12 protein-coding genes and 1 tRNA gene are annotated in these 15,320 nt (G+C 62.1%); 7 read left to right on the plus strand and 6 right to left on the minus strand.

Features of this window, described 5'->3' with window-relative positions:
- Positions 1-591: 591 nt before the first annotated feature.
- The 6 genes from AC1Z32_RS16395 to AC1Z32_RS16420 form a co-directional block, all read right to left on the minus strand.
- Positions 592-1,422, minus strand: coding sequence for a hypothetical protein (locus tag AC1Z32_RS16395; RefSeq protein WP_483479628.1), 831 nt, complete (start codon positions 1,420-1,422; stop codon positions 592-594).
- Between the two features lie 643 nt (positions 1,423-2,065).
- Positions 2,066-3,766: a DUF6538 domain-containing protein gene (locus tag AC1Z32_RS16400; RefSeq protein WP_483479629.1), complete on the minus strand. Its 1,701-nt coding sequence runs from the start codon at positions 3,764-3,766 to the stop codon at positions 2,066-2,068.
- A gap of 165 nt (positions 3,767-3,931) precedes the next feature.
- A tRNA-Met gene (locus AC1Z32_RS16405) sits at positions 3,932-4,008 on the minus strand.
- A 94-nt stretch (positions 4,009-4,102) separates the two neighbouring features.
- On the minus strand, positions 4,103-5,761 hold the full coding sequence (locus tag AC1Z32_RS16410) for an MFS transporter (RefSeq protein WP_483479630.1): 1,659 nt from the start codon (positions 5,759-5,761) through the stop codon (positions 4,103-4,105).
- Positions 5,762-5,992: 231 nt separating this feature from the next.
- A complete protein-coding gene (locus AC1Z32_RS16415; RefSeq protein ID WP_483479631.1) occupies positions 5,993-7,582 on the minus strand; it encodes a sensor histidine kinase N-terminal domain-containing protein in 1,590 nt (529 codons plus the stop codon).
- A 5-nt stretch (positions 7,583-7,587) separates the two neighbouring features.
- Complete coding sequence (locus AC1Z32_RS16420; protein WP_483479632.1) at positions 7,588-8,334, minus strand: response regulator; 747 nt, start codon at positions 8,332-8,334, stop codon at positions 7,588-7,590.
- A gap of 284 nt (positions 8,335-8,618) precedes the next feature.
- On the opposite strand from AC1Z32_RS16420, the gene recA reads away from it, so the two are divergent.
- The 7 genes from recA to AC1Z32_RS16455 all read left to right on the plus strand — a co-directional run bounded on the left by recA (position 8,619) and on the right by AC1Z32_RS16455 (position 15,268).
- Entirely contained in the window at positions 8,619-9,689 is a 1,071-nt protein-coding gene (recA, locus tag AC1Z32_RS16425; RefSeq protein ID WP_483479633.1) for a recombinase RecA, read from the plus strand.
- 19 nt (positions 9,690-9,708) lie between these two features.
- On the plus strand, positions 9,709-10,713 hold the full coding sequence (recX, locus tag AC1Z32_RS16430; protein ID WP_483479634.1) for a recombination regulator RecX: 1,005 nt from the start codon (positions 9,709-9,711) through the stop codon (positions 10,711-10,713).
- 126 nt (positions 10,714-10,839) lie between these two features.
- Entirely contained in the window at positions 10,840-11,481 is a 642-nt protein-coding gene (locus AC1Z32_RS16435; protein WP_483479635.1) for a DUF2889 domain-containing protein, read from the plus strand.
- Between the two features lie 104 nt (positions 11,482-11,585).
- Positions 11,586-12,767 (plus strand): ADP-forming succinate--CoA ligase subunit beta, encoded by a 1,182-nt coding sequence (sucC, locus tag AC1Z32_RS16440; protein ID WP_483481655.1) that lies wholly within the window; start codon positions 11,586-11,588, stop codon positions 12,765-12,767.
- A 96-nt stretch (positions 12,768-12,863) separates the two neighbouring features.
- Positions 12,864-13,745: a succinate--CoA ligase subunit alpha gene (gene sucD, locus AC1Z32_RS16445; protein ID WP_483479636.1), complete on the plus strand. Its 882-nt coding sequence runs from the start codon at positions 12,864-12,866 to the stop codon at positions 13,743-13,745.
- A gap of 108 nt (positions 13,746-13,853) precedes the next feature.
- The gene (locus tag AC1Z32_RS16450; RefSeq protein ID WP_483479637.1) at positions 13,854-14,564 is read left to right on the plus strand and encodes a TerC family protein; all 711 of its coding nucleotides are present in this window, start codon (positions 13,854-13,856) and stop codon (positions 14,562-14,564) included.
- A gap of 167 nt (positions 14,565-14,731) precedes the next feature.
- Entirely contained in the window at positions 14,732-15,268 is a 537-nt protein-coding gene (locus AC1Z32_RS16455) for a pilin (RefSeq protein ID WP_483481656.1), read from the plus strand.
- The last annotated feature ends 52 nt before the right edge of the window (positions 15,269-15,320 follow it).

The raw sequence follows: 15,320 nt of genomic DNA on the forward strand, positions 1-15,320 counted from the left end.
GAAGTGCCTGAACATTCGCTGTTCGGAAATCGATGTTTGGAGATGGCGCGGACACGTCTTTCTGACCTTCCGCTTGTGTTGAAGGATTTTCACGATGCGCTTTAGGGTAGGGGCATGACGAGTGCGCGTCCGTCCGCTAGGGAACGTTGGCTTCTTTTGAAGCGGTGGTCCCCGGAACGGTAACGCAGAGCCGCTCGGGGCGGCGGCTAGCTGTGGAGCGGGGATTGCTGCACCGGCTGATTTGGGCAGCACGGCGATGGTCGCCGTCTTGAACGCAGTATGCCTCTGCAATGACCAGTCAAGTGCGGTCAGGTACGAGAAACCGATGGAAGAAAAAAGGCGTGCTGCCGCACGCCCTCAGAGTTCGCCAGTCAGCGAGTCGACGTTATTCACTGCCCCCTCGGACCTTCGCGCCTTATGCAAATGCTTTCTATCCTCTCGCGGCACGGGGCCGAAATCAGTAGCCAGTCCGTGCGCAACTAATCCGTAGACAGATTAACGACTCGGAAAGCCCGAACTTTAGCTCGCTGTGTAGCGCTGTGAGCTCCAGACGCGCTGCCACCTTTAACATATGAATGGTCAACCCGGCGGCTACAGCGCGTTCCTATGCTCAATCCAGTATTTCGCAGTCGTCGCTCGCTTAAGCAAGGTGTTCCCAGGATTCTTCTCTGCAAATCCCTGCCGAATTTCGAGCGCCCATTTAATCTGCCGAGGTGTACCCGAAAGAAGCGGGAGGCCCTTTTCGATATTTGCATCCTGAAGCTTCTGAAGTGCGTCAGCGGTGGCGCGTGCCTTCTCGGCAGCTGCTTCGCAATACCGACACGCGTCGACGGGTTCTGACAATCGACCGACGAGGTCATCCACGGACCGAGTCGAAATCTCGTCGAAATGTCCACAGGGCTTTGTTCGCTTGACCGTCAAGCACTTCAGTTGGAATTGCTCGTCGACGTCAAGCGCGATGACCGCGAGTAATTCGCCCTCGCCGGCAAGCTCGTCTACTTCAGACTGGACCTGAGGGTGCAACTCGGCGCGACGTTTTGACTTCTTTCGCCCATGTTCGACTTTCGCAAAGTTCTGGGGACTCATCGCGCGCAACCGTTCCGCAAGCTCGTGCCGGTCAAGCTTGACGAGGGCGTTGCCCGACACCTCGAAATATATTTCGGGGCCCTCGCCCCGGTTGGACTCAGCGTATCCGTATGCTCGATAGACTCCGTCACCGGCGAGAGCGTAGTTGACAGACCCGCTTCGCTTAGAGCCGCTGCGGTCGTCGTACAGAGAAAGCCGACTCGTTTGTAGCTCACCGCGGTCCGAAATTCCTGTGACTTTTTCGCAAATTCCGGGTCCGTATTTGCCACCTCCCGAAACGTAGCCGTAGAAATAGTCAAGGTCCGCACTGGATTTGCCGAAGTTCAGTTGATGCATCTTGCCTGCTGTATAAGTTGGGATTACAGCGACGAGCTTTCGATTTCCGCATACGGCTCCGCTGCCTCTCGGGACCGTTTCGTTTCCGCGACCAGGAGGCGTCAGAGACGCTGATGCGGATAGACACTTGCGAGCTCGTCATATCGCATCAGCGTCCTATGCATATAGCGAGGCAACTTAAATGCTGACGGAGCAATCTTTTTAGATTTGAGATTTTTCCATGCGACTGGTTGTCGGCCACGTTATTTGGTTGTCTCGGAGCCACGTCGGGCCTGACGTTCCTTCTCGACGGTTCGACCATGTCTACCCATGCGAGCCAATCATCTCAAGTGTCTGGTTCACTCATATATCCCTGCGCAGCAAGCGTGGAATGTATCTCTCCCGTGAAATGGCGATTGATGTCGATGTGCCACCTGACATGTCCTTGTACATGTCTAAGGATGATGGCACCTCTTCCCTGTAAGGAGACTCTTTTTTATTGGTTTTCAGAGAACTCTCTCAAGTTCGAAGAAACTCTTTTTAAAACCTTTAGCGAGCCGGTTTATACGAAATCGTGCGCTCGTCCGTAGTAGTACCGGCCACATGAGCGGCCGGCCTTCGCAAACAACGAACGGACATTGTTGTGCTTAGTTATGGGCAGGTATTACGCTCGACCTGCATAAGGCAGGTGTCCGAGTTGCAGGTTCGGGAAGTCGAGTCGTTCCATCGCCGGCGGGAGCAGTTCGAAAGGCAGGCGCTTGACCCCGGCTTCCTTACGCCCGTAGCGGCTGTCAGGGGCATGCCCGATAAGTTCTTCGATGACCTGAGCGCTGATGCCGGAAAGCTCGCCAAACGTCTGGAACGTGTGGCGGAAGCTGTGAAACACCAACGCGGGGTCCATTATACCGACGGTTGTCCGGAGGTACTCATTGAACCAGTTCGAAAACACCGCGCCGCGCTTGTCGTACTGATTGACGGAAAGGTCAGGGAAGAGCCACGTGGCGCTGCCGGCCGCGCGGCGACTGTCAACGTAGTCGAGCCAGCCGAGTTCGAGCAGATTGCGGTGAATTGGGACATAGCGCATCACGCTACGCGTGCCGGTCCGGCTCTCGCGCTTACTGTCATGCAGGTGAAAGCACCATACGTCATCCCGTTGCACGATATCAGCAGCGGTGAGCCGGCACACGTCCTCGACGCGTGCGCCAGCATGCAGCCCAATCAAGGGAACCCAGTAGGCGGCATCGCCGCCGCCTTTTTTGGGGCGGTGTCCGCGCGTGTAGACCGGTGAGCTGAAAATCTTCTGAAGCTCGTCCACGGTGAACGCTGTGCGCACGGTTTTCCGGTGCGCCTGCACGACCTTGTCGGCGTATTTCATCCCCTTGAAGGGATTCACCACCAGCGCAGTCAGCTTCTTGGCAATGGCGTGACTGACAAGCGGGGAGAGCAGCGACAGAATCGTGTTGATGCGGCTGTGCTCCAGCTTGTCGTTCGTCAGGCAGCGCATCTTGAAGTTCTCAATATGGTCGGCGGTCAGGACAGACAAGGGTACGTCGCCCACATGAACTTTGAAGCGCTCAATTTGTCGTTCGACGTCGTCGACGGTTTTCTGCGCCGGTTGCCGAGCAGCCCTCCAGCCGAACAGTGCGGCTTCCCAGGTGTCGTCTAGGTCGACGAGTGGAATGAGCTGCGGCGTAGGCTTGACCACGCCCTCAAGACGCCGAAGTTCTTCTTCGACGACTGCGAGTTGCGCGTCGGCAATCGCCATCAGCAGTTCGGTGAAGACGGGAGACTCGGCCGGCGCCCATGCCCGTTCCCACGTGAGGTGCTCCTCGACCGATTCGCGCACCGACGACAGGTCGTTGGCCGCCCGGGCACGCCGCAGTTGTTTGCGCGCCGCTTGCAGCATAGTCTCATGGGCCTCGTCGTCATAGCGGGTCCCATCGTGTTCAACGGCGGGTGCATCGTCAAACAGCGTCGGGCGGAACTCATCGTCGTTGCCCAACGCATTCGCTTTGTAGCGCTCAACCAGACGCGGAATGTGCAACGCGACGAGGCGGGTCGTGCCAGGCGGCTGGATAGTCGGGTGGTACGGATGCGGCTCGTCTTCGGTGGCAGCGCGCAGGCCAGGCGGCAGCCAAGCCTGTTCTTCCGTAGCCGCTGCGGCAGACGTACGCGCCGGCGCCACCAAGCGTTCGTATTCAAGCGCCGCTGTCGCGAGTCTGGAAACGGCCAGTTCCTTGACAGGCGTGTCCAGGCTTAGCCAGATTTCGCTTCGATGCAATTGAGCGCGCAGCGGAACGGGAACCTTGCGACGGAAGTAATAGTTCGACGAATCGGCGCGGGTGGTGAGGTAGGGGTGCTTCATTGGGTGTGCTCCACTTGAGAAGGTAACAGTGGCGTGTAGCACCCGACTTGCGAAAACCGGCCGCATCTAAAATTTAGGCGCGTAACGCCCCATTTCGGGCGCATTCCCGGCATTCGACGACAAAAAAGCCGCTGTCCTTTTGGAACAGCGGCTTTTTGTTGAAGCTGGTGGCGAATCAGGGACTCGAACCCCGGACCTGCGGATTATGATTCCGTCGCTCTAACCGACTGAGCTAATTCGCCGAAAGAAGACGAGATTATGGCGAGCGTTGAAACACCTGTCAACCCCTTCCACGCAATTTCTTAAGAACCGCGTGGAAGGTCCACCGAGCAAGCATCAATCCTCGTGATAGACATTCGACTTGCGCGTGTCCTTCACGAACAGCATGCCGATCACGAAGGTGATCAACGCGATCACGATCGGATACCACAAGCCCGAGTAGATATCGCCCTTGGCCGCGACGATCGCGAACGCGGTCGCCGGCAGGAAGCCGCCGAACCAGCCATTGCCGATGTGATACGGCAGCGACATCGACGTATAGCGGATCCGCGCCGGGAACATCTCCACGAGCATCGCCGCGATCGGACCATAAACCATCGTCACGAAGATCACGAGGATCGTCAGGATCACGATCGCCATCGGCCAGTTGATCAGCGCCGGATCGGCCTTCGCCGGATAGCCCGCGCTCTTCAGCGTGCCGGCGAGCGTCTTGTCGAACGCAGCGCCTTGTGCCTTCGCATCCGCGGCCTTGCCGTCGTACGTGTTCACCACCGTCTCGCCGACCTTGATCTGCGCGAGCGTCCCCGCCGGCGCCGCCACGTTCTCATAGTTGAGACCAGCCTTCGACAACGCGCTCTTCGCGATATCGCACGAGGTCGTGAACTTCGACGTGCCCACAGGATTGAACTGGAACGAGCACTCGTCCGGATTGGCGATCACGACGATCGGCGACTTCTGCGTCGCGGCTTCGAGCGTCGGGTTCGTGTAGTGCGCAAGCGCCTTGAAGAGCGGGAAGAAGGAGAGCGCGGCGATGAGACACCCCGCCATGATGATCGGCTTGCGCCCGATGCGATCCGACAGCGATCCGAAGAACACGAAGAACGGCGTGCCGATCAGGAGCGCCACGGCGACCATGATGTTCGCGCTGGTCCCATCGACCTTCAGCGTCTGCGTGAGGAAGAAGAGCGAGTAGAACTGGCCCGTGTACCACACGACCGCCTGGCCCGCCGTCAGGCCGAAGAGCGCGAGCAGCACGATCTTCAGGTTTTTCCATTCGCCGAACGCTTCCGTGAGCGGCGCCTTCGAGGTCTTGCCTTCAGCCTTGATGCGTTCGAACACCGGCGATTCGTGCAGCTTCATCCGGATCCACACGGAGATGGCGAGCAGCAGGATCGACACGAGGAACGGAATGCGCCAGCCCCACGCGCCGAACTGCTCTTCGCCCATGGCCGTGCGCACCACGAGAATCACGATCAGCGAGATGAAGAGGCCGAGCGTCGCCGTGGTCTGGATCCACGCCGTCCACGCGCCGCGCTTGTTCGAAGGCGCGTGTTCGGCGACATACGTCGCAGCGCCGCCGTATTCGCCGCCGAGCGCGAGGCCTTGCAGCAAACGCATCGCGATGAAGATGACCGGCGCCGCGATGCCTATGGTCGCGTAGCCGGGCAAAAAGCCGATCAGGAACGTCGACAGACCCATGATGACGATGGTCACGAGAAACGTGTACTTGCGCCCGACCATGTCGCCGAGCCGCCCGAACACGATCGCGCCGAACGGACGCACCGCGAAGCCCGCCGCGAAGCCCAGCAGGGTGAAGATGAAGCCGGCCGTCGGATTGACGCCGGAGAAGAACGTCTTGCTGATGTAGACGGCGAGCGAACCCGCCAGATAGAAGTCATACCATTCGAACACCGTGCCGAGCGATGAGGCGAAGATGACTTTCTTCTCCTCCGACGTCATCGGTGCGTGTGACACGCGCCCCTCAACCGTAGCCATGGTTCGTCTCCTGATTTGATTTTCGAATACGTCGGTCCGCGACAAGGCGGCTCCGGTGCAAGGATTATTGGAACGAAAACTTACGGCGTTCTGACGCGGCGCCGGCCAGCCCCGCTGCGTGGCGAAATCGCGAAATGCGTCGAATTCTCAAGCATCCCATTCGAACGATCGTTTAAATTCTTCTAATATCGTTCTTCTCGCGCGTATTTGAAGTCTCCGCGACGCTTACGCTCAGGGTTTGTCCCGGGCAGGAAAAACCCGCTGCAGGCTGACACGGACGAGGGTTCCGGCGAGACGCGGGTTCTCCTGATACACATGATCCTCGATCGCGAGCGCGCCGCCGTGCATCGCGGCGATCTCCTTGACGATGGCGAGCCCGAGACCGCTGCCGTCGCCTTCGCGCCCGAGAATGCGATAGAAGCGCTCGACGACGCGTTCGCGCTCCGCCGGCGGAATGCCCAGTCCCGTGTCCTCGACTTCGAGATGCACGAGATCGAGATCGTCGTCATCGGTCCGCACGCGCACGGTGATGCGCCCGCCCGCGGGCGTGTAGCGGATCGCATTGTCGATGAGATTCGACAGCATCTCGCGCAGCATCACGACGTTGCCTTCCACTTCGACCGGATAGGGCGGCTCTTCGTAGCCGAGGTCCATGCGCTTCGCGAGCGCGGCCTGCACCCAGTCGCGCACCGCGAGCCGCGCGAGGTCCGTGAGCACGATGCGCGTGAAGATCTGCCCCGTCGCGCGATTCTCGGCGCGCGCGAGCGCGAGCAATTGCGTGACGAGGCGCGCCGCGTGCTCGGAACTGGTCGCGATCTGTTCGAGCGAGCGCTGCACTTCCGTCGATACATCCTGGCGCATCGCCAGTTCCGCCTGCATGCGCAGGCCCGCGAGCGGCGTCTTCATCTGATGCGCGGCATCGGCGATAAAGCGCTTCTGGAAATCCATGTTCTGCTCGAGGCGCGTGAGCAGATCGTTGAACGATGCGACGAGCGGCGCGATCTCCGGCGGCGCGCTGCCCGCCTGAAGCGGCGAGAGATCGTCGGGGCGGCGCGCGCGGATGTTCGACTGCAGCGCATGCAGCGGCGCGAGCCCGCGCGAGAGCCCGAACCATACGAGGATGATCGCGAGCGGCAGGATCACGAACTGCGGCAGGATCACGCCCTTGATGATGTCGTTGGCGAGCTGGCTGCGCTTGTCGAGGGTCTCGGCCACCTGCACGAGCACGGGCTGCGCGCTGTCGGGATCGCGTCCGGGCGAGAGGCCGGGCAGATCGACCGTCGTATACGCGACGCGGATGTCGTTGCCACGGAGCACATCGTCGCGAAACTCGACGATGCCCGGCTGCGGGCGGTCGTCGTCGTGCGGCAGGGGCATGTCGCGATCGCCGCCGACGAGTTCGCCGCGCGTGCCGAGCACCTGGAAGAACACGCTGTCGACGTTGTCGGCGCGCAGGAAATCGCGCGTCGCGTCGGGAAGCCGCAATTCGGCGACGCCGTTGACCGGCTGGATCTGGCGCGCGAGCACGTAGGCGTCGGCTTCGAGCGCGCGGTCGAACGGCCCGTTGGCGATCGACTTCGCGACGAGATACGTCACCGCGATGCTCATCGGCCAGAGCAAGAGGAGTGGCGCGAGCATCCAGTCGAGAATCTCGCCGAAGAGCGAGCGCGGATGCGCCTCGCCGTCGGGCTCGAGTTCATCGGGCGGCGCGAACGGGTTCGCGTAGCGCGCGTCGCGCTGGGCGTCGGAATCGTCGGCGGCGGTGCCCGCTTCGGCGTGGTTCTTCGACTCGCGCGATTCGGTGGAAGCGGGCGACGCCATGCGGCCTACTTATAGTGATGGCTGGCGGTTTCGCCGGATGGTTGCGGGCTCGCGCTGCTTGCGCCATTCCCGCCGTTCGCCGTGGCGCCCGCCTTCTCCAGCGTGTAACCCAGACCGCGTACCGTGATGATCTTCGCGCCGCTCGGCTCGATCTTCTTGCGCAGCCGGTGTACGTAGACCTCGATCGCGTTGTTGCTGACTTCCTCGCCCCACTCGCACAGATGGTTGACGAGCTGTTCCTTCGATACGAGCCGGCCGGTTCTTTGCAGCAGCACTTCGAGCACGCCGAGCTCGCGCGCGGAGAGATCGATGACCTGATCGCCGATGGTCGCGATCCGCCCGACCTGGTCGAAGGAAAGCGAGCCGTGCTTCACGACGGTCGGGCCGCCGCCCGCGCCGCGCCTCGTCAGCGCGCGCACGCGTGCTTCGAGCTCGTTGAGCGCGAACGGCTTGGCCATATAGTCATCGGCGCCGAGATCGAGTCCCTTGACGCGTTCGTCCACGCTGTCGGCGGCGGTGAGGATCAGCACCGGCATCTGCGAATTGCGCGCGCGCAGGCGCCGCAGCACTTCCAGACCGGGCATGAGCGGCAGGCCGAGATCGAGGATCAGCAGGTCGAAAGGCTGCAGCGAAAGCGCGGTATCCGCCTCGACACCATGCTTCACATGGTCAACGGCGTATCCCGATTGGCGGAGTGATCGGACGAGGCCGTCCGCGAGTATGCTGTCGTCTTCGGCAATGAGGATTCGCATCGTTGTGTGCGCCTTTGTACGCCATGCATGCGCGATGAAGCGCATCGGCATTGCCGGCACCGTTTGTCGCCCGGCGCGGCGGTCTCCAGGTGTTCCGTGGTTTTTGCGCGGCTCGCGCGGCGTGGAAAAAAAGCAGCACCACGCCCGTACATGCTTGCAAAAACTACTGTTTTTTTATACAGTGTCTGCGTGAGTGCCGAAGGTGGGTTTCATATGCGTATATGCAGGTGAAAAGCCCCGTGAGCACTGCCTCAGACGCCGTTCATCATAGCAAAGGACGATTCATGGAAGAAAGCAAGAAAGGCCCGGCTGGAATGACTGCGGAGAAAAGCAAGGCGTTGGCCGCCGCGCTCTCGCAGATCGAAAAGCAATTCGGCAAAGGGTCGATCATGCGGCTCGGCGCAGGTGAGGCGGTCGAAGACATCCAGGTGGTCTCCACCGGTTCGCTCGGGCTGGACATCGCGCTCGGCGTCGGCGGTTTGCCGCGCGGCCGTGTCGTGGAAATCTACGGTCCCGAGTCATCGGGCAAGACCACGCTCACGCTGCAGGTGATCGCGGAGATGCAGAAGCTCGGCGGCACGGCGGCGTTCATCGACGCGGAACACGCGCTCGACGTTCAATACGCGGGCAAGCTCGGCGTGAACGTGCCGGAACTGCTGATCTCGCAGCCGGACACGGGCGAGCAGGCGCTCGAAATCGCGGACGCGCTGGTGCGCTCCGGCTCCATCGACATGATCGTCATCGACTCGGTCGCGGCGCTCGTGCCGAAGGCGGAAATCGAAGGCGAAATGGGCGACTCGCTGCCCGGCCTGCAGGCGCGTCTGATGTCGCAGGCGCTGCGCAAGCTCACCGGCACCATCAAGCGCACGAACTGCCTCGTCATCTTCATCAACCAGATCCGCATGAAGATCGGCGTGATGTTCGGCAACCCGGAAACCACCACGGGCGGTAACGCGCTGAAGTTCTACTCGTCGGTGCGTCTGGATATCCGCCGCATCGGTTCGATCAAGAAGAACGACGAAGTCATCGGCAACGAGACGCGCGTGAAGGTCGTGAAGAACAAGGTGTCGCCGCCGTTCCGCGAAGCCATCTTCGACATCCTCTATGGCGAAGGCATCTCGCGTCAGGGCGAAATCATCGATCTGGGCGTGCAGGCCAAGCTGATCGACAAGGCGGGCGCCTGGTACAGCTATCAAGGCGATCGCATCGGTCAGGGCAAGGACAACGCGCGCGAATTCCTGCGCGAGAATCCGGATATCGCACGCGAGATCGAGAACAAGATCCGCGAATCGCTGGGTGTGGCCGCGTTGGGTGAAGCTGTCGCCGCGGGCGCCGCAACGGCCGACGACGAGTAAGCATCAGGCCTGAAGCGCAATGCAGAAGCGCCGGTTCGGATCGAAGGCTGACACGGCGGATGAAGGAACCGAAGGCGGCTCCGAATCCGTCGATCGCTACGAGCGAAGCAGTGAGCGGCGCGGTGCACCGTCGAAGCCGGGCGGATTCAGACGCGGTAACAAGGAACGCGCCGACGCGAAGCCATTCGCGTCGGCGCGTCGCGTTTCCGGACCCCTCAATGACGATGGCAGCGGCGTTGAGGGCGGCACACACCCCGGAAATCGCGCTGCTCGTCTGGAGCAAGCCCGGGCCTTGCTGAAGCAGGCAACCGAGCAACCCAAAGCGCTGCGCGCGGAATGTGCGCCAAGTTCGCCGGCGCCTGAAAGCGCAATCTCCAAAGCAGACCACGGATCTTTCGCAGACCCGTTCGAAGACGCCGATCCTTTCGAGCCGTTCGAACAATGCGCGCCTTTGGAGGAGCCACGTACCGCATCAGACGCATCGAGCGAATCGGCCTACAGCCGCTCGAGCCAGCGCACCCGCAAGACTTCGGTAGCCGAAGCCAACAACCCAAAACGCCCGCAACGCTCACTCAAGGGGCGCGCGCTCGCGTTTCTGTCGCGTCGCGAATACAGCAGGGCGGAGTTGTCGCGCAAGCTGCGCCCGTACGTCGAGGAAGCCGATTCGCTCGAGTCCCTGCTCGACAGTCTCGAGCGCGACGGCTGGCTTTCGAACGAGCGCTTCGTCGAGAGCGTCGTGCATCGCCGCGCGTCGCGCATGGGCGGCAGCAGGATCATCAGCGAACTGAAGCGCCATGCCGTCGGCGACGCGCTCATCAGCGAGACCGCCGACAAGCTCGCGCAGACCGAGGCCGCGCGTGCTCAGGCGGTCTGGGAAAAGAAGTACGGCGTCTTGCCGCAGACGCCCGCCGAACGGGCCAAGCAGGCGCGCTTCCTGGCTGCGCGCGGCTTTTCGGGCGGCACGATCGGCAAGATTCTCAAGGGCGGCGACGAAGACTGGAGCGAAGAGATCGTCGACGACTGAGACCGGGCCTCGCGCCATCTACACCCAATCCCGCACGCACGTTCCTTTCGCGATGCGCATCCCCCGGCCCGGAATACCCAATATGCTAAAATTGCACGGTTTTCCCCGTACCGGCTCACGTCCAGCATGCCTCTTTCACCTCCCGCTCCCCGACAATTGCGCCATCGCCGCGCGATTCGGCTGGAAGCCTTCGAGCGTGACGACGGCCTGTGGGATATCGAAGCCTGTCTAACCGATGAGAAGCCGCGCGACTTTCGCCTCGCGACGGGCGTCCGGCCACACGGCCTGCCGATCCATGAACTCTGGCTGCGCATCACCATCGACCGCAAGCTCACCATCGTCGACGTCGAAGCGTCGTCCGACTGGTCGCCCTATGGCGGTCTGTGCGCCGAGTCCAATCCGGTCTATCGCAAGCTCATCGGGCTCAATCTGCTCCAAAGTTTCCGCCGCGAAGCCAACAAGGTGCTGCGCGGCACAGCCGGCTGCACGCATCTCACCGAGTTGTGCGGCGTCCTGCCTACAGCCGCGGTCCAGGCGTTCGCCGGCGATGTCTGGAAGATCGAGGACGGCAATCCGTTCAAGCACTCCGACGAATCGAATCCAAACGCTGCCGCGCCGCAGGACGAGCCGCCGTTTCAGCTCGGCCGCTGCCATGCGCTGCGTTTCGACGGCCCCGCGGTCAAGGAGCATTACCCGCGCTGGTTCGGCTACACGCCCGGCGAAAAAGCGGAAGCCGGAACAACGGCACAAGACAAGCCGGAGACTTAGTCCGCCTCGTCGCGCGCAGGCGGTGCCTGCGTGATGCACGGAATTCAAAGAAGAATCGAAGAATCAGCGGTTCAAGCAAATAGAAGTTCACTCCAACTCTCAGACTGAAGGAATCACGCATGAAGATTCACGAGTACCAGGGTAAGGAAATCCTGCGGAAATTCGGCGTCGCGGTCCCGCGCGGCAAACCCGTGTTCTCGGTGGATGATGCGGTCAAGGCCGCGGAAGAGCTGGGCGGCCCGGTTTGGGTCGTCAAGGCGCAGATTCACGCCGGCGGCCGCGGTAAGGGCGGCGGCGTGAAGGTCGCGAAGTCGATCGAGCAAGTTCGTGAATACGCGAACCAGATCCTCGGCATGCAGCTCGTCACGCACCAGACCGGCCCGGAAGGCCAGAAGGTGAACCGCCTGCTGATCGAAGAAGGCGCGGACATCAAGAAGGAACTGTACGTCGGCCTCGTGCTGGATCGCGTTTCGCAGAAGATCGTCGTGATGGCGTCGAGCGAAGGCGGCATGGACATCGAAGAAGTCGCGGAAAAGACGCCGGAACTGCTGCACAAGTTCGCCGTCGAGCCGTCGACGGGTCTGCAAGACGCGGACGCCGATGATCTCGCCCGCAAGATCGGCATTCCCGACGCATCGATCCCGCAAGCGCGCGCGATCCTCCAAGGCCTGTACAAGGCGTTCTTCGAAACCGACGCATCGCTCGCGGAAATCAACCCGCTGATCGTGACCGGCGAAGGCAAGGTCATCGCGCTCGACGCCAAGTTCAACTTCGATTCGAACGCGCTCTTCCGTCATCCGGAAATCGTCGCGTACCGCGATCTGGACGAAGAAGATCCGGCTGAAGTCGAAGCGTCGAAGTTCGACCTCGCGTACATCTCGCTCGACGGCAACATCGGCTGTCTGGTGAACGGCGCGGGCCTCGCGATGGCGACGATGGACACGATCAAGCTGTTCGGCGGCGAGCCGGCGAACTTCCTCGACGTCGGCGGTGGCGCGACGACCGAGAAGGTGACCGAAGCATTCAAGCTGATGCTGAAGAACCCGAACCTGAAGGCCATTCTGGTGAACATCTTCGGCGGCATCATGCGCTGCGACGTGATCGCGGAAGGCGTGATCGCGGCATCGAAGGCCGTGCATCTGCAAGTGCCGCTCGTCGTGCGCATGAAGGGCACGAACGAAGACCTCGGCAAGAAGATGCTGGCGGATTCGGGCCTGCCGATCATCTCGGCGGACAGCATGGAAGAAGCCGCGCAGAAGGTCGTCGCGGCAGCCGAAGGCAAGTAAGCGCGTTCGCTTACCCGCCTGAGAGAGCGTTCCACCAGATACGAATGGCGGCGCCGGCGCGAGCTTGAGCGCCGCCAAACGAACAGAGGTCACTACATGTCGATTCTGATCAACAAAGACACGAAGGTCATCACGCAGGGCATTACCGGCAAGACCGGCCAGTTCCACACGCGCGCGTGCCGCGAATACGCGAACGGCCGCGAAGCATACGTTGCGGGTGTGAACCCGAAGCGCGCGGGCGAAGACTTCGAAGGCATTCCCATCTACGCGTCCGTCAAGGAAGCGAAGGCTGAAACCGGCGCGACCGTTTCGGTCATCTACGTGCCGCCCGCGGGCGCTGCCGCCGCGATCTGGGAAGCCGTCGAGGCCGATCTCGATCTCGCGATCTGCATCACGGAAGGCATTCCGGTTCGCGACATGCTGGAAATCAAGGACCGCATGCGCCGCGAAAACCGCAAGACGCTGCTGCTCGGACCGAACTGCCCCGGCACGATCACGCCGGACGAGCTGAAGATCGGCATCATGCCGGGCCACATCCACAAGAAGGGCCGCATCGGCGTGGTGTCGCGCTCGGGCACGCTGACGTATGAAGCAGTCGGCCAGTTGTCGGCGCTGGGCCTCGGCCAGTCGTCGGCGGTCGGTATCGGCGGCGATCCGATCAACGGTCTGAAGCACATCGACGTGATGAAGATGTTCAACGACGATCCGAACACGGACGCCGTCATCATGATCGGCGAGATCGGCGGTCCGGACGAAGCGAACGCCGCTTACTGGATCAAGGACAACATGAAGAAGCCGGTCGTCGGCTTCATCGCGGGCGTGACGGCGCCTCCGGGCAAGCGCATGGGCCACGCAGGCGCGCTGATCTCGGGCGGTGCGGACACGGCTGACGCCAAGCTGGAAATCATGGACGCGTGCGGCATCAAGGTCACGAAGAACCCGTCGGAGATGGGCCGTCTGCTGAAGTCGGTGCTGTAAGTGCATTCGGCAAAATACGCGAGGGTTTGGTACTCTTACTGATTCCTTTCGTACAAACCGATGAAAAGCGAGGGAGCATTGCTTCCTCGCTTTTTTGTTTTCTGCCACATGCTCGAATTTTTCTCGACGCTCCATTGGGGCGCGGTCGTTCAGATCATCGTCATCGACATTCTGCTCGGCGGCGATAACGCCGTGGTGATCGCGCTCGCATGCCGCAATCTGCCCGACCGGCAGCGCACGCGCGGCATTGTGCTCGGCACGCTCGGCGCGATCATCCTGCGCGTCGTGCTGATCGCCTTCGCGGTGATGCTGCTCGATGTCCCGTTCCTCAAGTTTCTGGGCGGCGTGCTGCTCTTGTGGATCGGCGTGAAGCTGATGCAGCCGGATCATGACGATCACCACATCGACGCATCGGACCGGCTGTGGGCGGCGGTGAAAACCATCATCATCGCGGATGCCGTGATGAGCCTCGACAACGTGATCGCGATCGCAGGCGCGGCCGAGGCCGCCGATCCGCAGCATCGGCTCGCGCTGGTGATCTTCGGCCTGATCGTGAGCATTCCGCTCATCGTGTGGGGCAGCACGCTGGTGCTGAAGCTGCTCGACCGCTTTCCGGTGGTCGTGCTGCTCGGCGCGGGGCTGCTCGGATGGATCGCGGGCGGACTCATCATCGACGATCCCTTCATCGACCGCTGGCCCGCGCTCAATACCGAGCTCGTGGGTTATGCGGCGCGCATCGGCGGCGCGGTGTTCGTCGTCGCCGTGGGCTGGCTGCTGAAGCGCCGCACGCTCGCCGGCAACAGTCGTGCGGCGGGCTGAATTCTCCTAGGCCGTTTGGCCGACTGCCGCTCGTTCCTCTCCCTCAATACGATCGAAGCGTCCTGACCGCATCGCGCGGAAGGGCGCTTTTCGTACTTATGGGAGCAGCAATGACGACGATGGTTTGTGGTTCGAACGCGCCGCGCGCGCGGAGCGTGTTGTTCTGGATGGGCCGCGCCAGAGAGGTGGCGGCGCGAGGTTTCACTCTGATCGAACTGATGATCGTGCTCGCGATCGTCGGCGTGGTCGCGGCCTACGCGATCCCCGCGTATCAGGACTATCTGGCGCGAAGCCGGGTGGGCGAAGGCATGGCGCTCGCAGCGTCTGCCCGGCTCGCGGTGGCGGAGAACGCGGCGAGCGGGGCGGATCTCGCGGGTGGCTATGCGTCGCCGCCGGGCACGCGCAATGTCGAGTCGATACATGTCGACAGCGACACGGGGCAGATCACGATCGCGTACTCGACGCGCGTCGCGCCCGCGGGTTCGAACACGCTCGTGCTCGTGCCGTCGACGCCCGATAACGCCGATACGCCTACCGCGCGCATCGCGCTCAGTCGCGGCGCGGTGCAGGCGGGATCGGTGACGTGGGAGTGCTTCGCGGGCGCGAAGGCGGCTTCATCGCTTCCCGCACCGGGCGCCGGTCCAATGCCCGCGCAAGCGCCGACATTGCCGGCCAATCTCGCCCCGCCGGAGTGCCGCGCGTAAGCCGTGCGAAAGACCGGAAGGAATCGGCGAGGCGCGGCGGCAGGATTTACGG

It is taken from the genome of Caballeronia sp. 11_S32 (assembly GCF_056930355.1).